The following is a 20,793-nucleotide window of genomic DNA, read 5'->3' as shown; positions in this document are numbered from 1 at the left end:
CCACAATTTTTAATGAGGTGAAATATGATTAGAGGCGGAGACATAGCTAAGGGCACGGTTTTGCTCAATAAGGGTACTCCCTATTTGGTTGTTGAACGGGAATTTGTAAACCCCGGAAAGGGAGCGGCCTTTGCCCGTGTTAAAATGAAGAATTTAAGAGACGGCTCTGTTTTGATGCAGACAATCAAAACGGCAGACACAGTTGAAGATGCAGTAGTAGATACCCACAAATGTCAGTATCAGTACAAGGACGGAGATCTGTTTATGTTCATGGATACGGAGAGTTTTGAATCCATTTCCGTACCTGCCGAGACAGTAGGAGACAAGGAGCACTATCTAAGAGAGGGAGATGAGTACGATATTCTTATATGGGAAAATGAACCTATCGATGTAAGGATTCCCACAAAGATGATCTTCATTGTTGAGCAAAGCGAAAACTATATAAAGGGAGATACCGTTTCGGGAGCAACAAAGCCCATCGTTACTGAAACAGGCCTTGTAGTAAGAGTTCCGCTTTTTATTAAGCAGGGCGAAAAAATTCTCGTAAATACCGAAACAAACGAATATCAGGAAAGAGTTAATAACTAACCCTTACAGAAAAGGACGGTAGTTAAGAGGCTTCCCCTTAATTACCGTCTTATTAAATGAAGCTTAAGCTACTACGGAAGCTGATTCTGAAAGCTCGTGAATGTAGCCGGTGCGGACGCACATATCAAAAAGATCTTTTTCTATAAAATCTTCACTTACCTTTTGATAGCCTTCCTTATCCATACAAATACGCAGGATGTATCCGGCATCGGTTTCTTGTAAAATCGTACAATATGAGGCATCGCCTTGAGTAGTTTTTATCGAATATAATTTCATACTTTCCCTCCGTATAGTAATATTTTCGGTATACAAAATAAGACCTTTAGGATATAATGATTTCCATGTATACCGATGCCCATGTCCATATTTTAGACACAATCGAAGAATTAGATTCTCAAAATATAGAAAACCCGATTTTTAAAACCTTTGATAAGGAAATATTTTTTTGTGCTTCTGCAAATGAAGCAGGCCGTTTTGAGGTTCAAGAAAAACTATGCAGGGAAAATACAGGGAATTTTATCCTTTCTTTCGGAGTGCATCCTCAATGCCCGATAGAAAACGAAATCCCCTATTTAGAAAAACTTATAAACTCAAAAAAAATAGCGGCAATAGGAGAATGCGGTTTCGATCTATTCGATGAGCACTATAAAAGCACCTTGGAAGAGCAAAAAAAAGTATGGAAGGTACAATTGGAGCTTGCCTTAAAATCGGGACTCCCAATAGTCGTACACTGCCGAAAAGGTTTACACCTCATATTCGACGATGTAAAGACTATAAAAAAAATAAATGCGGTTATCTTTCACGGATGGGCAGGTTCTGTAAACGAAGCAAGGTCGCTTTTAAAAAAAGGCGTAAATGCCTATTTTTGTATCGGTAAGGGCCTGTTACGCGGACAAAAAACACAAATTGAAACGGCAGCAAATTTAGAAGAAAATAGAATCTTAACCGAAACGGATGCACCATACATGAGATTAAAAGAAGAAAAATTTTCACTTCCTACAGATATAAAAAAAGTATTTTCCGAGCTTGCAGAAATACGGGCTGAGTCAGCAGGTTTTTTAAACTATGATGAGCAAAATTACAAAAATTATACGGAAGATTTAAAGGTTTCCATCTTTGAAAATTTTAAAAAAGCATACAGTATCGATTTTAAACGTAATGTCAACGTTAAAGGTAATTGATTTTTTTTTAATCTTATTTTAAAATAAGCCATATGAAACAATTTATAAGAATTTTTATGGGCGGAGATGTTTGCGGAAACTTAGGTCTTGAAACCTTGCAAAAACATTTGCCCTTTATAATAGAAAAAGAAAAAATAGATTTTTGTGTGGTAAACGGAGAAAACACGGCCCACGGTGTAGGCATAAAAGAAGATCAAACTGAGGCTTTTTTTAATGCAGGCGTAGACGTTATAACCGGCGGAAACCACACGCTTGAAAGATTCGAAATCCGGATGAACTTCGGTAAGGATAAAAGGGTTTTACGGCCTCACAATTTTCCCCTGGCTCAAGGGTCTGGGCTCGCCCTTATCGAAAAAAACGGAATAAAATACAGCGTTATAAATCTTCAAGGAAGGGAAAACATGAGGGCTATCGACTGCCCCTTTCAAACTATAGATTCTCTTTTTTCATCGCAAAGCGATGACGATTTATCCGAGTCGATTAATATCATAGACTTCCATGCAGAGTCCACAATGGAAAAAGAGGCTCTCGCATTCTATGTTGACGGGCGTGTCTCGCTTTTTGCAGGGACTCATACTCACACCCAAACGGCAGATGAAAGAATTTTACCGAACGGTACAGCCTATATTACCGACCTCGGAATGATAGGCGCAAAAGAATCCGTAATAGGCGGCAGTCCCTTTACGGCAATAACAAGAACAAAGAGTCAGGTACCCCAGCGTGTAGAGGTTCTTGAAGACGGGCTTGCAATATTTTGCGGCTTAGTTGCAGAAATAGATATCGAAACAAAAAAAGCCGTTTCAGTAAAAAGAATTCAAATCAGCGCATAGAACATTATAGACGATTAAACAACTGCAGGGACTTTTAAAAATCGACCTTGCCTGAAATACCTGCATTTATGTTAACCAAAAAAGAATTTGATATTGTAGAAGCCCCTTCAAATTCTGCAAATATCTTGATTTCTCCATGGGAGCCTATCTTTGTTGACTGCGAGTGTTTAAATGAAAGCTTATAATTAAGTTTTTTTAAGCTCTTATTTTGTGAAAGCTCTATCGAAAGTTTTTCCTCCCGGCTGTCGGACAGAGGTATTTTTGAAAAGCTTTCTATTATTACGCGAGGAAGAGATGTTCCGCCCTTATACGAAAACATTAGGCTGAATTTTTCTTTCCATTCATCTGTTGAAAGTTTTGAGTTTTCTATTTTTGAAGCCGTATATAAAAATTCGTTTTCAAAGCCAAGCTTATTATTTGAGTTAAAGAAAAAATAAAGGCCATGGTTTGAATTAAAGTTAAATTTAAAAAAGTTTTTTCCAAACGAAAAACCGAATTTATAGAACCTGTTTAATTCATCTTGATCATAAAAATCAAACCAATCAAAATAACCGTATTTACCCGAAATATTTAAAGTCGTGTACTTAAATGAAAAATCAAGTCCGTATATATTGCTTTGCCCGGAATTTAATTGGGCGGATTGTACTAATCTGGATACGGCCGTACCGAATTCCAGCGGCGTATATAAATCCTTAATGGTTCCGCTTATCAAGCGTGAAAGGTTAAATCCGTAAGAATTAAAAAAAGTATAGTACACTTCATTGTTATTGGTTTGAATTTCTTTGACTATTTTTTGGTCAAACATGTCATAAAAAAAAGGTATAGAAAAAAGCCAATATTGACCTCCCAATCCCGTAAATAAAAATTTTAGATCCGAAGCATAAGAGTCTTGCTTTTCAGCTTCGGTTCCAATCTTTTCTTTTGTAATTTTTCTTTTAACAATCGGAGAAAAAAATATTTTTCCCGTATTAAAGGGTACGGAAATTTCAAAGCCGGTTTCATCAAGGGACTTTACTTTTCCCTTATTTTGAAAAAGCGTTTTTGAAAATGCATCAAAGTTGATTCCCGACAATTGAATACCGTCTTTATCTTTTTCATTCGGAAAATAATTGAATAAAAAAGTCATCCCTCCTGTTCTATCCTCAGCATTTTTTTCACCCTTTGAATACATATCGATTAAGCTTTTTGTCCATGCCGAATTGTAAGAAGCTGAGGCCGGATTTAAAAGAGTTTTATACTTTTGACTTATAAAAAAATTAATTTGACTGTATATAATTCCAAAATCCGCTTCCGGAATTGCAGGAGATATGGATGTAAGTATCTTTTGAGAAGTATAATCTTTGTTGTAGTCAACTGATGTCAGATAATTAATGTTTACATATTTTTCAAAATTAATCTTACCTTCTCTTCTTAATATATTATCATGTATATTTACAAAAAAATCTTCGGATAAGTAAACAAAATAAATAGGCATTATAACCGAATGTCCGTAACTTTCAATCATCTTTGAATTATCCGAGAAAAAATTATTTTTTAAAGACAAAAGACCGGCAAATTTAATTTTCCATATATCGATAGCTGCATTTGTTTTAGTATGAGCATTACCTATTCTTTTATCAATTTTTATATTCTCTTCAAAATAAAATTTCGGATTCGAAAAAACGGGGATAGAATTTTTTGAATAAAGAGGGCCGTCCAAGCTGTAATTAAAATAAGATTTATTTTGAAAAGAGTAAGCTTGTTCTTTTGCACTTAGTTTACGGTCAACACCCGCCTCAAATCCGAAAACGGATCCGGTTTTTATAGTTTGATTTTTATAATTCAAACCTGTCGAAAGCTTATAGGTATCTATCGGATTAAATTTTTGCTTTGTAATTTCCCAGTCACCCGAACCCGCAAAAAACATATCCAGCCCGGAAACCGGTCTCCAGTGAGCTCCGCCTGCAAAGCGTACAAGCCCGGAGTCGGAATAAGTTAGGGCTTCCTTCCATTGGATTTCGATAATATCATTTGAAAGTACAGGCTCATGTATCGTTAAATTATGATTTGACTCATTATAATCAAAATCGAATATCCGTATTTTATTTTTAAACACACGTATACTTCCGGGAATTGCCGTATCGGGTAAAATAAAGCCGGGAGAAGGGAGGTAATTTTTACAAAATATTTGTAAACTTAAGTCCGATTCATCCGAGTTACCGGGAAGATATATTTTAGAGTCAGTTTTACGAAAAGGAAACATTTGCTCAATTATACTAAAATCATAGCCTTGGGAGGGATTCAGAACCTGAATAAATTTTAATTTTTGAAAATCTCCTAAAAAACTGCCGGCTGATTCAACTGAAGCTTCAAAGTTTAAAACCTCACTTTGCGTATGGGTATCAACAATACTCAAAGAAGAGTTTGAAGATTCCGGGGCCTCATAACGTGAAGCAATCTCAAAGGGAGAAAAATTATTTTTCTTTAATACCAATAAATCTTTTCCAAAAACATTTTCTTTATACCATGAAACATCAGGATGAATAGAAGCAATTATTTCGTTTATCGCCGGAATGGAACCTAAGACTGAAAAATAATCTGTAACATTCCCCAAATGCTTATTTGCCGGATTATTCGGGTCACCGGGATTGGCCTCCAAATCAAAATAATTTAAGGCAACCCCTTCAGGATAAGATTTTTTTAAGGATAAAGTTTTTAAGCGGGGATCTACCGCAAATTCATCGGGACTCAAAGGTCTCCATTGCCCTCCTGCAAAATCCTTTACAAAGACCAAGACAGGTTTTCCATATAGATTATCTACAGGTATATAAAAATGCCTCGCTTTTTGCCAAGCGTTAATCGAAATTTTATTTTCTATAATTTCCGTATTACCGTAATACGTTTTTGAATTGTATTCGGAGCTTTCATATCTGAGCACCGTATCGGCACTCCAATTCTCTCCTGCAAAGGTTCCCATAATACCGGGACTTATAAACTTACCGCCCCCGGTATCTATGTACCCATAATTAAGAGGAAATTTTATATTACTGTTCCCTGCCCGTATATGTTTGATAGGAGATTCTTCCTTTCCAAAATAACCGAAAGCCAAAGTACTTTTTTTATAGTCATCCTTATAAAGAGTTTCAAAATAAAATTCATTATTCAGTAAAAGCAATAAGGCTAAATTAGCCTTTTGTTTAAACACCCCCTGAAAAGAATTTACCTTTGCATAACCGTCAAAAAATTCAAAAGATGAAAGGCCTAAAAATTCCATATCCCAAAATCCGTCCAAAAAAAGAACGGTATTTTCTTCATCAAAATTTTTAAAATATTGCCCGGCCTTGTTTTCTCCGGTCCTCTTCTTGATTAAATCAATACCGAAATCTACATCCGGGTTTTCATCATTTTCAAAACCATGTGCAAAGCTTAACAAAAAAACACAGAATACAATTGAAACACTAACTATTTTTTTCATTCAAGGCCATCCTTATCTTTTTTTAAAAGGCGCGCAGGTTTTAAAATATTCTTTCCTTTTTTTTTTGTAAGAGCATACATAGTTTCTTCAATCTTTCTTTTTTTTATATTCTTTTCGCTGTAAAATAATTCGGTTTGTGCTTCAGGTCCATCGGATTCAACATTCATAATGCACAATCCCAAAAGTCTTATTGGAGTTTTATTATCGAATTTTTTATAAAAAAGTTCTTTAGCACGCTCAAACAAATCCTGAGTGTCATTGACAACAGCTCCTGTAGATTGAACGGAAACGGTAGTAAAATCATTATAGCGTATTTTAACTGAAACGGTTTTTCCTTTTACCTTCTCATCAAATATTCTATACATAAGCTCGGATGCCAGATAAAACATAACATCATCTATCTCTATATGAGAAAATAAATCATGCTCAAAGGTCCGCTCCGTACTTATAGAATGAGATTTGGCATCATCGCTAAAAACATCGTAAAGCTCTCCTCGTACAGCCTGATATAAAAAACTGCCGGATGCATTCCCTAAAATACTTTGTAAAAGATGCTCGCTTGAGTTAAATATTTGAGGTACGGTAGTCAAGCCTGCAGCAATAAGCCTTTCTCTCGTTTTTCCTCCTACACCCCATACATCCTTTAATGGAAGATTTTTCATAAAATCAATTTCTTCACCGGCAGGCACGATAAAAAGTCCGTCAGGCTTTGAGCGTCCTGAGGCTATCTTTGCAATATATTTATTTTGAGCACAACCTACCGAAACCGTTAAACCCGTTTTTTCCTTTATAGTTTTTTTTAATAAGAGAGCTGAATTTTTAGGAGTACCGAATATTTTTTCCATGCCGGTCATATTTAAAAAGGCTTCATCCACTGAAATTTGTTTTATTTCCGGAGTAAAATCCTTAAAAATCGACATAACCTCTTTTGATTTTTCATGATACCGATCCATACGGCCTCTTAAAAATATACCGCCCGGACAAAGTTTTTTAGCCTGCAAAATAGGCATAGCGGAATGAACACCGAATTTTCTCGCTTCATAGGAACAAGTTGATACGACACCTCTTTCCGATTGACCGCCGACAATTACGGGTTTACCTCTATACTCAGGATTATCAAGCTGCTCAACGGAAGCAAAAAAGGCATCTATATCAACATGAAAAAAAACTTTTTCTGCCGTCATCCTAAGACTCCGTTTTAGGTATCAAATCGAATTCTTTTATAACATGAAAAATCATTTTTTTATTCTTTAAATTATCGTTTAAAAATTCAAAGTTAGGATTTAAGGGATTGTCATAAAACCATGCAAGTATTTTTACATGTAAGACGGCATTTTTTTCTCCCGAAAATTTTATAGAAAAAGGTTCCGTTAAATTGATAGGCGAAATAAATTCCGCTTTTTTCCCTTCATTTGATTTTTTAAAATCCATATTTGCTTCATAAATAGGAAAGCCGTCAGTGCGGCTTATAATAACCTGTATAACGGCAGCTTTAATAAGCGGATTTATATTTACCTCCCCGATAACACGCTCAAGATAATTTTGTGTACCGGCCTGCACTTTTATAAAGTCATCCTCCCTTATTCCCGATAGTTTATAAAATTCTTTATCCTCATCTATTCTTTCAGGCTTATTCTTTATATTTGAAATAAGGGATATATATTTATTTTCATTTTCAATATTATATAAAATAAATTCTTTTTTATTTTTAAGATGTAAAAACGGCGGATAGATTAAAACAAGAACAACAAAAACGCAGGTAATCAATGTTATCGCGCCTATAATTTTCAAGTGCATAAATTTTATCATCGGCCGTTCTTTTTTTAACTGCATAAATAATCTTATAAACATCAACATATATGGAAGGATAAACATTGCAGCCAATATATTATTAGCATAAAATAAAACATCAATAAGATTGTCTTTAATAAACAGTACATCCGAAAAATAATAAACCAATAATAAGCTATTTAAAATAAGAAACAGTATTTGAGCATATAGTTTTTGAAAGTGATAAGAAAAGAAAGATAAGATATAAATTTCCAAAACTAGAATTGCTAACGATAAATTTACTCTCGAAAAAATAAATATATTAAAAAAACAAACAATACTTGCCAAGTATCCGTATATAAATATATTATTAGGCAATTTTAAATATCTGTTTACATAGGCAAATAAAGAAATTATTATTGCAGCAAATAATAATTTTAATAAAATAGCCGTAACAGGCAGAAATTTAATGGAATCTTGAAAACCGAATTTAAATGAAAACATAAGAGTTGTCAGATACTCTCCTATGTATAGAGCAAATAAATTAATTATAAAAAAGAAAATAGGAACCCGCCACAAAAGAAGAAGGTCTCTTATATTTTTTTCTCTCCTTCTGCCGAATAAGAAACTGAATATAAAAATATAAAAAAGAGCGAATAAGGTTACTCCTATTACTAAAAGGACCAATGTCCTTTCACTTATAATTCTAAGACCCCAAATTTTTTTTACATTATAATGTTTATCCCATTCCGATGAAATACCTTGTGTGTAAGTATTTATTAAAGAGAGCAAAACAGGGCGTATATCGGCTCCATAAGATATCCTTATTGCAGGAATATCTTCCTTTAAATACTCTGTCAGCATATTATCACCGATAATGCCAAGACGATACAGAATAATATTATTATATTTAAAATCAACAGGAATATTTTGTTTTTGTAAAATTTCCTGTAAATCTTCTAACATCCATGAAGGCGAGGTCTTTTTTACAGCCCCGGCACTTAATACTGCTCTATCGGAAGGACCATCCGATAAAACAAATACAAGACTTGATTTACTTTCATTTATTTTTGAAATAAGTTTTTTTGTATTTTGAGATTCTATTATATCAATACTTTCAGGCAGTTCGGGAAAATCATTATCGGTGATTGCAATTATAACGCGTGTCTGAAAAAGCACATCTTTTAATTCTTTTGCAAAATTTTCTAAAAGATCTGTAGAAAAAGTTGACTCATTATTTTGATTCCTTGAAGCGGTAAACACAATAATGTTTTCGCTTTTAGGGCCCAGCTCATAAACGGTGTTTTCGGAATAGGCATCCTGTAAGAAAAAAAATAATAAAATAAAAAAAAGAATCCTTTTCAATTTATAATTCCTTATGAGTTTAAGTCTTTTTCCGATAAAATATTGCCTGTCTTAAACCAAGTTTCTATTTTACGATAAGAATTATTTATACGCCTTATTATCTTATTGGCTTCGGCCTGTTTTGCAGGTGAATCTTGAAAATCAGGATGATACTTTTTTATTAGGCGTTTCCATGATCTTTTACATTCATCAAGCGGCACTCCCGATAAAACATTTAAGACGGCAAAATCTTCTACAAGTTCAGGCGGAACAGGAACACGGTCTAATTCTTTATCTATCTTAGGCGGAGGCCGTCTTTCCATACGGCCGCCCATTGTGCGATAACGTCCGCTTGATCTTTGAGCAGCAGCTTCAAATGGATCTTCATCGGAGGTAAGAGCATCCCGTAAAATATTTCCCATATCGTTATAATAGTTTTTACTCATATCTTATTTCCTTATAAGAAAATCTTCCATCAAAAGGCCTTCTCCGGACTTAACAGCTCTTTGTAAAACGGCTCCGATAAAATCATCGAACATATCAGGAGTCTCCCCTGGTGATAAGATTTTTTCCGTTCTCAAAATAGCAATATCCTCACCGCTTATTACATCTCCCTTTTTTAAATCGTGCATATAATGAATGGACCTGTTTGTGCGTCCGTAGTTTTTACTTTCAGCCTGACTCAATCTTTTTTCTCCCGAACCGATAACTTCATTTATAAGCTCTAAAGAATAGTTTAAGTTTTTTAAGTGTTCTATAATCCCACCATCAGTTTTTTTAGACAAAGCCTTCAAAGTGCTGCACATTTTTTTGAACATTTCAGGTTCTAAAGCAACAGGATCATCCAAACCACTTTCCTTACGGGAAAGACAGATATGTTTTTCTATTATAAAGCCTCCCGATGCGAGAGTTAGGGCCGGAACTAAAACAGGGTCTAAAGAGTGATCACTTACTCCGCATGCAATATCGAAAATACGGCTTAAATTTTTGATTACGGAAACATTATATTCTTTTTCGGGAGCAGGATAAGATGTAATACAGTGAAGGAGAGCCAGACTCAAGTTTTTATTTTCAGAGCGTAAAACATTTAAGGCTTTTTCAATATCTTTTAGAAGAGAAACCCCGCTCGATAAAATCATAGGGAAGTTAACCTTAGCACAGTATTTTAAAAGCTGTACATAATTAAGCTCAGGTGAAGCTATCTTTATAAAATCGGGTTTTAATTCGGCAAGCTCTGCAGCAGACCTAAGCCCGAAGGGGCTGGCCGAAAACAAAAGCTTTTTTGCCCGGCTATATTCTGCAAGCTCTTTATAAAAGCTTATAGGAACTTCCAAACTTTTAAAACGTTCATAGAGAGGAATCCTGCCTGTAGGTAAGTCCACATAACCCGTATTCGGGTGAAGAATTTCATCGGCATAAACAATTTGAAATTTTACGGCCCTTGCTCCTGCTTCAGCAGCCGCATCTATCAATTTTAAAGCCCTTTCAATAGAGCCGTTATGACTAGTTCCTATTTCGGCAATCGTGAGAGGATTTTTTACTGAAAAAATTTCCGAGCCGAGTTTAAAGACTCCATGTTTTGTGCACATAATACGTAAAAATCTTACATCAAATCTTAAAAAAAAACAAGAGAGCCTTATATTTTTATTCGGATTTTAAGCCTGATTCATAAAAGCATATACATAATATATATTTTCGATTCGGAATATTTTTTAAATTTACAGTAAAGGTACGTACAGGTAGTCTTGATACAATGGAAATATAAGCATCTGATAATAAATAGTTTTTTTCCGATGCAATAAACCTTGTTATATACCTATTTTCGATAATATTTAAGCAATCTTCTTTTAACGAAAAGAGCGGATGGCGGTTTGAATTAATAAATTGGGCTTTTAATATTTTTTTTGTTACTTGTTTACCTGCAAAATCAACCACAGACAAAGACTCAATCTCAGGATAAAGCTCAATAAAATCTTCTAAACTATTTTTCATGCGGTCTAAATCATCATAAACAAGGCTATTTATGAGAAAATTAGACATTAATTCCATATTTGAACCTATAGACCTTTTTTTTGTGGAAGCCTCAAGCTTATATCTTTCGACTTTTGAAAGAATTTCGTAAGTTTTATCTTTTGCTTGATCTTCAAAAAACTTAAAGTCGCTCAGAGGCCGGCTTATTCCGAATCCTTGAAATAATACTAAGCCTATATCGCAGCAACATTGAATCTCTTCAGCCGTTTCTATTCCTTCGGCTAAACAAACTGCTCCGGTCATATTTGCATACACATTAAGAGCAGTTACAATCGATTTTTTATAAAGGTCATCGTGAATATTTTGAATCAGACTGCGGTCGATTTTTATAATATCAGGATGAACATTAAGCAGCCTGTCTATATTTGATTCTTTAGAACCGAAATCATCCACTGCAATAACAAAACCTTGTTCACGGTATTTATTTACGGCCTCTGTAAGCAGGGCCATAGATAAAACCCTGGTTTCAAGAAATTCTATTCCAACTTCTCTAGGCTGAACCTTATTTTTATCCAATATATTCAAAAGAGCGTCATAGAAACTATCTTCCGTAGCGGTTTGGGCGTTTACATTTATGAAGAGAATTGATTTTGTGTTAGAACATGTCTTTGCAAAAATTTCAACAGCCTTTTTACAGCAAAGTATATCAAGCTCATAAATAAGATCTGCCTCAACAGCTGCTTTAAAAAGAGTTTCAGGCTCGATGATACAGCCGTCTATAGTAAGGCCCCGTGATAGAGCTTCTTCGGCAAATACATATCCTTTTTCGATGTTTATGATTGGTTGAAAAACGGTTTCGATTTTTTCTTCAGAAATAATTTTTTCAACATCAAAGAAATGACTCATTGCTATAAGATAATACTTATATAGTTTTTATTCAAGTATTATATGAGTTTATTTTTTTTCGACAGATAAAAAGACCTTATTCGGAAGGCAGGCATTCCAGTCGCCGTGTTTTTTTAATTTTGGAGCCGCTATACAGGTTTTATTTGAACACGTTGAACCGACAACAAAGGCTTCATTTTTTTCGATTCTGATACTTACAGGCCCTGTTTCACCCTCAACAGCAAAAGATATATCCGTATTCATAGGATATATCCAGTCGCCTTTTGGTGTCCGTACCAATAGATAGAGGGTAGAATTATCTGCAGAATATATAAAAAGAGCAATCGAAATTATAAATGCAGCAATTACGGCAAGTATTGCAACATCCAAGACTCTAATCTTATTAAAAAACTTTTTCACTTTTCAACCTTTTAGCAGTTTTTTTAGCCATACGTCTGCGGTTCAAAAAGCCTGGAAGTCCTTTTTGAAAAAATTCAAGGAGCTCTTTTTTATTATTCATGGTTATGGAGTATCCCATTTGAATTTGATAAAGAGGATCCGAAAAATCATGGGGAGCCATACCCGTATCAATATCAAGAATATGGGTTGGAGTATTGCGTACACTATAATCGGATCTTATCGAAGCTACCTCGAGACATCTTGTCAGAACTGCAATAGAAGAATCTATATCATCGTTCTTTATAACCTTAAAAGTTCCAAGAGTAACAGCCAAGATATTTTTAAAACCCTTTTCCTTGGCAATCCAAACAGGCGTATTATTTTTTACACAGCCGTCCACAAAAATTTTTCCGTTATGATTAAAAGGGGCAAAAAAACCGGGATAGGAGTATGAAGCCCTCATCGCATCGGCCAAAAACCCCTTATCAAAAACCGTTTCATTCCCGTCGGATAAATCCGTTGCATTACAATAGAAAGGAATTTTAAGCTGATCAAATGTTTGATAACATGAAAGCTTTTTAAAGAGGGTTAAACTTTTTTCGCCGGAATCGGCACCTTGATGAGAAATTAAATTATTTAAACCTGCTCCGATTTGCAAAAACTTTGTGAGCTTCGTAAGGCCGAAACCTAAATGAGATACATCCAGATAGTCGGTTAATTCAAAATCTTTAGAAAAGAAAGAAACCATCTCATCTACAGTCATGCCCGAGGCATAAAGCCCGCCGATAATTGCACCCATAGAACAACCGACAATACAACCAGGAAGCGGATATTCCAATTCTTCAAGAGCCTTAAACATTCCTATGTAGGCAAGGCCCTTTGCGCCTCCGCCCGATAAAACCAATGCCCATTTCATACTATAATTATATATCTATTTTTAAATTTATTCCAGCTATTTTTTAAGTAAATGTGAAATCTTGTCAGGATAATCCGTTATAATTGCATCCAAACCTGTGCTTAAAACTTGGGCATAGTCCGTTTGGATTGACCCGAACCATGCATTTACCCTAAGGCCTTCATTATGAAGCTCATCTACAAATTCTTTCGTAAGCCTATATGCAGGCGGATGATAACATTCTACGCCGTATTTTTTTAAATAAGCGGCAGGATGCAGATCCCACGAATCAACCAAAAAACCGCACACAATGGAAGGATCCAACTTTTTCATCCTCAAAAGACTTTCATGATTAAAGGAAGAAATAATACACTTTTCTTGAAGATTATATTTTTTTAAAAGAGCATATACTTTTTCCTCTATCCCCGGATATTCAAAGACACCTGTCTTTAATTCAATGTTGGAAATAATATTTTTATTCTTTATAAAATCAAAATACTCTTCAAGTGAAGGAATCTTTTCATCCAAGAGTTCAGCCGAATCCAATGACATTGAGCTTTTAAAATTTGCTGCGGCATTTATTTTTTTTAAGTCGACAAAAGAAAAATCCTTTACAAGGCCTGAAGCGTTACATGTTCTATCCAAGGTCTCATCATGGATTATAACGGGCACGCCGTCATAAGAGAGATGAACATCAAACTCTATTCCGTCAACACCTAAGTCCGCTGCTTTAGAAAAAGCAAGCATCGTGTTTTCGGGATATTGACTGCGAAAACCTCTGTGGGCAAAATTAAGAGTCTTACTCATAATAACGGCCTAACAAATTTAGAAGTTAACCTTGGGAGCAGTTGATGCCTGATCATCAGCCTTAAAATAAGCCTTCTCCCTAAATCCGTACATGTTTGCAATAATGGAACGCGGGAATTGTCTTATATAAACATTGTATGATTGGACGGCTTCGTTATATCTTTTGCGTTCAACTGCAATACGGTTTTCGGTTCCTTCAAGCTGGGTTTGTAAGTCCATAAAATTTTGGTTTGCTTTAAGCTCAGGATAGTTTTCGGTAATAACCAACAAGCGCTGTAAGGCGGCTCCAAGCTCGCTTTGAGCTTGTTGAAATTTTGCAAAGGATTCGGGATTATTTAAAACCTCATCGGAAACATTCATAACACCGCCGGCCTTTGATCTTGCTTCTGCAATATCGGTAAAAACCTTAGACTCATGTGCAGCATAGCCTTTTACGGTATTCACCAAGTTGGGAATTAAATCAAAACGTCTTTGATAAACATTTTCTACCTGACTCCACGCAGACTTTACATTCTCTTCTGCAAGGATAATGGAATTATATGTTCCTATAAAAAACCTATATAAGCCGAAACCTAAAACAAAAACAACAGCCAAAATAATCAATCCGGTTTTTAAACCCTTACTCATAACACCTCCATAAATATAAAAATAAGATATAATAATTTAACAAATTATAGACAAAAAGACAAGCTAGTTTAATATTGATATATTAGAGTAAATAGACAAAAACAATTTTATTTTTGCACTATATAATTTCAGTTTTTTATATAAATTTCCTTGACAAAATGACAATACTGTAGTAATATGATAATAGCTTAACGCAACACCCTTTCTTTCTTGAAGGGTAACGGACCGCTCATGTAGCGGTCTTTTTTTATGGGAGAAAAAATGTGTGTCAAAAAACGTGTGACTTTTTATGTTGATGGTTTCAATTTTTACTATGGATTAAGAAGATCTGAAACAGCCGATAAAAAATGGGGAAATGCATATTGGATCAATATCGTAAAGTTATTTCAAGGCTTCATATCAAATGACGAAGTTATTGAAAAAGTTATTTATTTTACCGCGACTCCATTGAATTCACAAAAAAGCAGCAGGCAAAGTGCATTTTTAAATGCAAATAAAATGTTAAATGGTGATCAATTCGAAATTGTTCGAGGTAAATATCTTGAAAAACATATACAATGCCCTTATTGTAACAGTGATATATCAAAACCTGAAGAAAAGAAAACGGATGTAAATATATCTATACGCATGATCAACGATTGTATAAATAAAAGCACAGATTCATTAGTCTTGGTAAGTGCTGATAGTGATTTAATCCCTCCGCTTGAATTAATCAAAGAAAATTTTCCGTCTATGAAAATAAAAGTGCTATTTCCTCCATCAAATTATAGTAATGATATTGCACATCTGCTTGCAGCATGGAATAAAAAACCTGTTTTGATGAAAAAAAGCTACAAACGATTTGAAAATTCCATTATGAATGATTGTATAAATAAAGATTCAAAAAAATATGAAATTCCAAAAGAGTGGAAATCAAAGCAAACCAAGCCCTGATAATATCTTTATTTTGGCATATACTGAATTTATTTATTTTTTTCTAACGGAAGGTGCTGCAATAAAAAAGATAAGAGCTACAAGATAAGGAAAGGATAATAAAATACCGGACGGAATTTTTACGGCACCCTGCATTATGTTCACGGCATATTCAGCCGCAGAAAAAAGTAAGACAGCTAAAGTGCATAAAAGAGGATTTTTATTTCCCAAAAAGATTGCAGCCAAGGCTGTCCAACCTCTTCCCGCACTTATATTGGGCGTGTAGGCGGCAAGACGGAACACAAGGGTTGATCCGGCGCAAGCTGCAAAAAAACCGGCAAGCGTCCATGAAAATATTTTATATTTATCGGGATTTATTCCGCGGGCAATTAAAACATTCGGAGCTTCTCCTGAAAATTTTAAATTTATTCCCTTGGAGCTGTATTTTAAAAATAAAAAGATTACAACAGCTAAAATTAAACCTGCAAAAAACGGATTAAGATTATTTACGGGATTAAGATGGGAAGAAATTTCAAAGTCTTCAAAGGAAAGCGCTCCGCCTTTTTTTAAAAAAAGCTCGGAAGCCCAAGGAACAAAGCCTGCTGCAAAGAGGTTTAAAGAAAGCCCGGTCAAAAAAGAATTGGCCCTTGTTTTAACGGTAAACAAGGCAAGCAAATAAAGAATAAGAGAGGTCAAAAGAATAGAAGCTATAAAACCTAAAAATGGATTACCGCTTATTATGGTTATAAGAGCGCAAAAAAATGCCGAGAGAATAACGGCGCCTTCCATAAAAACGGCAAGAGAGCCAGCATATTCGGTAAGAAGGGCTCCTAAACTTAAAAACAAAAGAGGTGCCGAGATTTTTAAGATAACCAAGACGGCTTCAATCATATTCCCTTCCTTTTTAAAAGAAGCATCTTAATGCGTGAAATATTTTTACTCAATCTTGAAGTCAAGCGCAGGCTTAACAAGTTTGCAGAAATAAAAAGAAAAACTACAGCCTGTAAAAATACGGCCGTATCAAAAACCAAAGAACCTGACATTACGGCAGCATCGGAAGCGCTTTGTATCCAAGAGTATAAAAAGGCTGCCGGGATAAGGGCAAAGAAACTATTCTTTGCTACGAGGGCAACGGCAAGGGCCGACCATCCCATTCCGGAAGAAAAAGATAAGTGACAGATATACCAAGTTCCCGTAATTGCAAAAAAACCGGTTAAACCGTGAAGACCGGCAGAAATTCCCATTCCTGCAAGAGGCGGAGCATAAACGGAAAAACCTGCAAACTTGGAAAACTCAGACGCCGTTCCTGAAAGCCGCAAACGGTAGCCCCACTTTGTTTTAGCAAAAAAAATAATAAAAAACAAAACCAAAATAATAGAAAACACAAAAGAAATATTCAATGAAGAAGGCGGCAAAAAAGTTTTAAGCTGAAAGGCTTCTTTTATTGGAGGCAGGGCCAGTAAATTACCCGATGTATCCCGCAAAGGATTACCGATAAGATAATTTACAACAGGCAGGATAGCCGCAGAAATTAAAAAAGAAGTTAAAAGCTCATCCGCATTAAATTTAATTTTTAAAAATCCCGAAAAAAGACCGATTAAGCTGCAAGCAAAAAAAACGATAAAGCCTGTAAGAACAAGCTGCACGATCGGCTCTGCCAAAGTATGCTGTAAAAGAATTCCGGTCAAAAGACCCGCAAAATATATTTGCCCCTCGCCGCCCAAATTAAAACAGCCGCATTTAAAAGCAAATAAGGAACCGGAGGCCGCAAACAACAAAAGGGATGTTTTGTTCAGCATGTTTCCAAAATACCAAACGGAAGAAAAGGGTTTTAAAAAAAATTCCGACAATGCTTCTTTAGGATTTTGCGAGCCCAGAGAAATAAAGATAATTATTACCAAGGTACCGAAAAAAAATGCAGCTCCCGAACTTAAAAATTTATACCTTCTCAATTTTCTTTTCCTAAAAAATAAACGGCATCAAAAGCATTTTTATAAGAAGCCGTATCGAATTCTTTTGTCAATATTACAATGGTTCGGCCTTGCTCTGCAAGAGCCCTAAACTTATTCATAAGAAGCTCCGTGCTCAAAAGATCCAAGCCCCATGCAGGTTCTGCAGCTATTATAATTTCAGGATTTTCTGAAAGACAGCGAGCCAATATCAAACGCTGGAGCTGTCCTCCCGACAGGGAACCGGCCAAACGGTTTTTATCGGCACTTATATTTTCAGCTTTCAATAAGGATAAAATAAATTCATCGGAATTCTTTTTATCAAAAAAATTATTTTTAAAACGGTAACAATTTAAAACTTCTTCAACTGTAAGATTTGCATCAGCGCCGCGTAAATTTCTATCAGATGGAATAAAACCTATTTTATTTTTTAGAAGAAGGGAGGGAGTAATTTTTTCGCAGTTAAAAACTTTTTTTTCATTTCCTGGATTTTCAATTACAATATTGCCTGTATGATGCCTTTTATTTATATCGGTATTCTTGGCGTCAGACATTCCCGAAAGAATATCTTCCAAGTATTCGATACCACTGTTAGGGAAGCCTACAATTCCGGTAATACTTCCGCATCCTGCTTTAACTTGAAAATTTTTTATTTCGTAACCGAAACCGGAATTAAAAGAAATACAAAAACCGAAACCGCACTTTTTTTCTTCAATATTTTTCTCATGAAGTTTTTGTATTTCTTCTTCAGATTTTAAAAATTTATCGCCTGAAAATATTTGCTTTTTTATAAAAAGTTCAGCCTCATCATTATTCCCTAAATCTTCCGTTAAAAAAGAGCCTTGCATTTTTCCGTTTTTTAAAACCGAAATTCTATCGGCAAAATTTAAAGCTTCTTCAACCTTATGAGTAATAAGCACAGTACCTATTTTTTCTTCGATACATGTTTTTTTTAATACCGAAAAAAAATCCTTCCGCTCCTTATCGGTAAAAACGGAAGCCGGTTCATCTAAAATTAAAAACTGAGGATTAGTATAAAGGGCAGAAAACATTGCAGTGTAAAATCTTTTATCTGCAGAAAGATTTTTTATCTTTGCATTTAAGTCCAAGTCAACATTCCATTTTGACTTTAAACTTTCTATTTTTTGTTTTTCGGCACGGAGGTTTATAAGGGATAAAAAGCTCTTCTGTTTTGTGCCAATCATTATATTTTCAAAAACACTTGCATTTGCGGCAAGACGAGGATGCTGATGAACAATTGCGACTCCTGCATTTAAAGCATCGTTAGGGGAGTTAAAATTAAAAACCTTATTCGCTATCTTGATGGAACCACTCGTCGGAGAAAGAAGACCCGAAAAAATATTTACCAATGTAGATTTTCCGGCCCCGTTTTCTCCGAGCAGGGCGTGAATTTCGGAAGTGTAAAATTCTATATTCACATTACTCAAAGCGGCATTTTTATAGACCTCGCCGGTTTGTTTGTTTTCCGTTTCATAGATCTTATAAATACCGCTTAACTCGGCCGTCGTCTTTTTCACTTCACAAAACCCAATTTTAAAAATTTATTTTATAGACAAGTCCAAAGAACCGTCAGTTATTTTCTTTAGCATTTCATCTTGTTTTTTTCTGATTTCTTCTGGGACGGTTTGCATATAAATTTCATCATCAGAAATAAAATTTACATAACCTTCTTTGATGCCCAAGGTAGAAGGGACTCCTTCTTTTAGCTTCCCGTCGATGAAGTTTAAAATCTGCTCATAGGCAAGCTTTTTTTGCTTCATTTCGGAACTTGAAATTACATAGCCCTTTGCTTTTGCATAGCCGTTATTATCGAACCAAGAAACATAGAAGCCCAATTCTTTTGCAGCGGCAAGAACTCCCTGATTTGCACCACCTGAAATAGGCATTATTACATCAGCTCCGTTTTTATACATTGCACGGGCAAGTTCGGCACCCTTCGCCGCATCATACCAGTTTCCTACGATTTTAAAATCAACGGTAAATTCGGGATCGGCAGCTTTGGCACCTTCAAGGAAGGCAGGCAAAATTATATTCATCATTGCAGGATATTCTTGCCCCGCTATAAGCCCTATTTTTTTTTCGGGATTTGCAAACTCCATCTTGCTTAAACTTACCAAGGCAGAAATATAGCCTGCTATATAAGCCTGTTCTCTTTGATTGTATCTAAAGGTAGTAATCATGGGTTTACCTTCGGCATAGGCATCCAAAAGCAAAAACTTTTGATTGGGAAATTGCTTTGAAATAGGAGCGATGATGCCCGGCATGGCAGGATTGGAAGAAACAATCAAATCATATTTTCCGTCCACAGCTAGGGAAGTAAGCTTCGTTCCCCATTCTGCCTGATTGGTTCCGGCTTCCAAAATCTTCAAGTTTACCTTTTTACCGGTTCCGATTGCAGAAGCAACAGCTTCTTCTACACCTGCAGCCAACATATCGTAAACCGGACTTTCAGCCCTGACACCGGGAACAAAAACCGCAATACCGATTTCTTTTTCTTTTTGCATATTTTCAGTTTTTGCACATGAAAAAAGGCTTAAAAGAAAAGAAGCAAATAAAATAAAATTAAAAATCTTTCTCATGGTTGACAATATAACAAAAAAGAGAAGATAGTGCAAGATAGGAAGAGTATTTTTATAGTTAGAATTCTAAGTCGAATCTTCATCTTGGTATCATCTTCGGAACAAATACAAGTTGCAAAAAATATTTATTATTCCCAACCGAGGTGATAATATAAAAAATCATTAGAACAAGCATAAAAGCCGTTTTACTACGTATAAAATTCACTACTAAATATCTCCAATCCTATTTTTAATTTTCCAAATTGTCTCTTTTTCTTCCTATAAAAATATAATAATTAGTCCAAAAGAAAATTCATGATATTAATTAGTAATAAATAGTTTTGTTTTCATAACCAAAACCATTTATTTTAACAACGAACAAAAATCAGCTTTCATCAAACATATGATCATATGTCAATATTACAATGCATATTCCAAATTTTTTCATACCTTTTCTCCATTATTAAAATTGATTAGTCAAAATATTTACAATATTTTACTCCTCGCAGTTTATAAAATATTCCTATCTTCAAAACGACTGCTTAAAGGCCGGTCAATCGCTGTCCGAAAAATGAGATAGTTAGGTTGTGAATACAAATAAG

At 35.0% G+C, this 20,793-nt stretch carries 19 protein-coding genes; 4 read left to right on the top strand and 15 right to left on the bottom strand.

The features are described from left to right. Positions 1-24 precede the first annotated feature (24 nt). A complete protein-coding gene (gene efp / locus E4O04_RS05065; protein WP_253678269.1) occupies positions 25-588 on the top strand; it encodes an elongation factor P in 564 nt (187 codons plus the stop codon). Between the two features lie 63 nt (positions 589-651). On the opposite strand, the gene E4O04_RS05060 is transcribed toward efp, so the two are convergent. Further along, entirely contained in the window at positions 652-864 is a 213-nt protein-coding gene (locus E4O04_RS05060) for a hypothetical protein (RefSeq protein ID WP_253685038.1), read from the bottom strand. Positions 865-920: 56 nt separating this feature from the next. Between E4O04_RS05060 and E4O04_RS05055 the strand changes: the two genes are divergently transcribed. Beyond that, complete coding sequence (locus E4O04_RS05055) at positions 921-1,769, top strand: TatD family hydrolase (protein ID WP_253710361.1); 849 nt, start codon at positions 921-923, stop codon at positions 1,767-1,769. A 32-nt stretch (positions 1,770-1,801) separates the two neighbouring features. Beyond that, positions 1,802-2,599: a TIGR00282 family metallophosphoesterase gene (locus E4O04_RS05050; RefSeq protein WP_253685040.1), complete on the top strand. Its 798-nt coding sequence runs from the start codon at positions 1,802-1,804 to the stop codon at positions 2,597-2,599. Positions 2,600-2,633: 34 nt separating this feature from the next. On the opposite strand, the gene E4O04_RS05045 is transcribed toward E4O04_RS05050, so the two are convergent. From E4O04_RS05045 to E4O04_RS05000, 10 genes are read right to left on the bottom strand one after another with little or no spacing between them, the layout of a single operon-like run. Continuing rightward, complete coding sequence (locus E4O04_RS05045; RefSeq protein ID WP_253710359.1) at positions 2,634-6,053, bottom strand: hypothetical protein; 3,420 nt, start codon at positions 6,051-6,053, stop codon at positions 2,634-2,636. Further along, entirely contained in the window at positions 6,050-7,237 is a 1,188-nt protein-coding gene (dinB, locus tag E4O04_RS05040) for a DNA polymerase IV (RefSeq protein ID WP_253710356.1), read from the bottom strand. The genes E4O04_RS05045 and dinB overlap by 4 nt, the downstream gene beginning before the upstream one ends. A gap of 1 nt (position 7,238) precedes the next feature. After that, complete coding sequence (locus E4O04_RS05035) at positions 7,239-9,188, bottom strand: hypothetical protein (RefSeq protein ID WP_253710354.1); 1,950 nt, start codon at positions 9,186-9,188, stop codon at positions 7,239-7,241. Positions 9,189-9,199: 11 nt separating this feature from the next. Further along, the gene (locus E4O04_RS05030; RefSeq protein ID WP_253710353.1) at positions 9,200-9,613 is read right to left on the bottom strand and encodes a J domain-containing protein; all 414 of its coding nucleotides are present in this window, start codon (positions 9,611-9,613) and stop codon (positions 9,200-9,202) included. Positions 9,614-9,616: 3 nt separating this feature from the next. Next, complete coding sequence (locus E4O04_RS05025) at positions 9,617-10,756, bottom strand: N-acetylneuraminate synthase family protein (RefSeq protein WP_253710351.1); 1,140 nt, start codon at positions 10,754-10,756, stop codon at positions 9,617-9,619. A gap of 55 nt (positions 10,757-10,811) precedes the next feature. Then, positions 10,812-12,044 (bottom strand): EAL domain-containing protein, encoded by a 1,233-nt coding sequence (locus tag E4O04_RS05020; protein ID WP_253710349.1) that lies wholly within the window; start codon positions 12,042-12,044, stop codon positions 10,812-10,814. A gap of 48 nt (positions 12,045-12,092) precedes the next feature. Beyond that, complete coding sequence (locus tag E4O04_RS05015; RefSeq protein ID WP_253685047.1) at positions 12,093-12,443, bottom strand: NusG domain II-containing protein; 351 nt, start codon at positions 12,441-12,443, stop codon at positions 12,093-12,095. Further along, on the bottom strand, positions 12,427-13,338 hold the full coding sequence (locus tag E4O04_RS05010; protein WP_253685048.1) for a patatin-like phospholipase family protein: 912 nt from the start codon (positions 13,336-13,338) through the stop codon (positions 12,427-12,429). The genes E4O04_RS05015 and E4O04_RS05010 overlap by 17 nt, the downstream gene beginning before the upstream one ends. A gap of 36 nt (positions 13,339-13,374) precedes the next feature. After that, entirely contained in the window at positions 13,375-14,124 is a 750-nt protein-coding gene (locus E4O04_RS05005) for a glycerophosphodiester phosphodiesterase (RefSeq protein WP_253685049.1), read from the bottom strand. Between the two features lie 18 nt (positions 14,125-14,142). Continuing rightward, complete coding sequence (locus E4O04_RS05000; protein ID WP_253685050.1) at positions 14,143-14,751, bottom strand: LemA family protein; 609 nt, start codon at positions 14,749-14,751, stop codon at positions 14,143-14,145. Between the two features lie 249 nt (positions 14,752-15,000). Here E4O04_RS05000 and E4O04_RS04995 point away from each other — a divergent pair, with 249 nt between their 5' ends. Then, positions 15,001-15,684: an NYN domain-containing protein gene (locus E4O04_RS04995; protein ID WP_253685051.1), complete on the top strand. Its 684-nt coding sequence runs from the start codon at positions 15,001-15,003 to the stop codon at positions 15,682-15,684. Positions 15,685-15,717: 33 nt separating this feature from the next. Here E4O04_RS04995 and E4O04_RS04990 read toward each other — a convergent pair whose 3' ends face one another. From E4O04_RS04990 to E4O04_RS04975, 4 genes are read right to left on the bottom strand one after another with little or no spacing between them, the layout of a single operon-like run. Then, entirely contained in the window at positions 15,718-16,554 is an 837-nt protein-coding gene (locus E4O04_RS04990; RefSeq protein ID WP_253685052.1) for an ABC transporter permease, read from the bottom strand. Beyond that, positions 16,551-17,615, bottom strand: a complete 1,065-nt coding sequence (locus E4O04_RS04985) for an ABC transporter permease (RefSeq protein ID WP_253685053.1) — start codon at positions 17,613-17,615, stop codon at positions 16,551-16,553. The genes E4O04_RS04990 and E4O04_RS04985 overlap by 4 nt, the downstream gene beginning before the upstream one ends. After that, on the bottom strand, positions 17,612-19,150 hold the full coding sequence (locus tag E4O04_RS04980) for an ATP-binding cassette domain-containing protein (RefSeq protein ID WP_253685054.1): 1,539 nt from the start codon (positions 19,148-19,150) through the stop codon (positions 17,612-17,614). Before E4O04_RS04980 ends, E4O04_RS04985 begins: the two co-directional genes overlap by 4 nt. Before the next feature lie 24 nt (positions 19,151-19,174). Beyond that, positions 19,175-20,212 (bottom strand): BMP family ABC transporter substrate-binding protein, encoded by a 1,038-nt coding sequence (locus E4O04_RS04975; RefSeq protein ID WP_253710347.1) that lies wholly within the window; start codon positions 20,210-20,212, stop codon positions 19,175-19,177. Between the last annotated feature and the right edge of the window lie 581 nt (positions 20,213-20,793).

Origin of the sequence: Treponema sp. OMZ 799 (genome assembly GCF_024181365.1) — a bacterium.
Taxonomy (GTDB): domain Bacteria; phylum Spirochaetota; class Spirochaetia; order Treponematales; family Treponemataceae; genus Treponema_B.
Note: the sequence above shows the minus strand (reverse complement) of the source record. Positions and strands in the feature narration are given on the sequence as shown.

Excerpts from the sequence above, each read along its gene's own strand:
- efp (WP_253678269.1), top strand. The coding sequence starts at position 25 with ATGATTAGAGGCGGAGACATAGCTAAGGGCACGGTTTTGCTCAATAAG.
- E4O04_RS05060 (WP_253685038.1), bottom strand. The coding sequence starts at position 864 with ATGAAATTATATTCGATAAAAACTACTCAAGGCGATGCCTCATATTGT.
- E4O04_RS05055 (WP_253710361.1), top strand. The coding sequence starts at position 921 with ATGATTTCCATGTATACCGATGCCCATGTCCATATTTTAGACACAATC.
- E4O04_RS05050 (WP_253685040.1), top strand. The coding sequence starts at position 1,802 with ATGAAACAATTTATAAGAATTTTTATGGGCGGAGATGTTTGCGGAAAC.
- E4O04_RS05045 (WP_253710359.1), bottom strand. The coding sequence starts at position 6,053 with ATGAAAAAAATAGTTAGTGTTTCAATTGTATTCTGTGTTTTTTTGTTA.
- dinB (WP_253710356.1), bottom strand. The coding sequence starts at position 7,237 with ATGACGGCAGAAAAAGTTTTTTTTCATGTTGATATAGATGCCTTTTTT.
- E4O04_RS05030 (WP_253710353.1), bottom strand. The coding sequence starts at position 9,613 with ATGAGTAAAAACTATTATAACGATATGGGAAATATTTTACGGGATGCT.
- E4O04_RS05025 (WP_253710351.1), bottom strand. The coding sequence starts at position 10,756 with ATGTGCACAAAACATGGAGTCTTTAAACTCGGCTCGGAAATTTTTTCA.
- E4O04_RS05020 (WP_253710349.1), bottom strand. The coding sequence starts at position 12,044 with ATGAGTCATTTCTTTGATGTTGAAAAAATTATTTCTGAAGAAAAAATC.
- E4O04_RS05010 (WP_253685048.1), bottom strand. The coding sequence starts at position 13,338 with ATGAAATGGGCATTGGTTTTATCGGGCGGAGGCGCAAAGGGCCTTGCC.
- E4O04_RS05005 (WP_253685049.1), bottom strand. The coding sequence starts at position 14,124 with ATGAGTAAGACTCTTAATTTTGCCCACAGAGGTTTTCGCAGTCAATAT.
- E4O04_RS05000 (WP_253685050.1), bottom strand. The coding sequence starts at position 14,751 with ATGAGTAAGGGTTTAAAAACCGGATTGATTATTTTGGCTGTTGTTTTT.
- E4O04_RS04995 (WP_253685051.1), top strand. The coding sequence starts at position 15,001 with ATGGGAGAAAAAATGTGTGTCAAAAAACGTGTGACTTTTTATGTTGAT.
- E4O04_RS04990 (WP_253685052.1), bottom strand. The coding sequence starts at position 16,554 with ATGATTGAAGCCGTCTTGGTTATCTTAAAAATCTCGGCACCTCTTTTG.
- E4O04_RS04975 (WP_253710347.1), bottom strand. The coding sequence starts at position 20,212 with ATGAGAAAGATTTTTAATTTTATTTTATTTGCTTCTTTTCTTTTAAGC.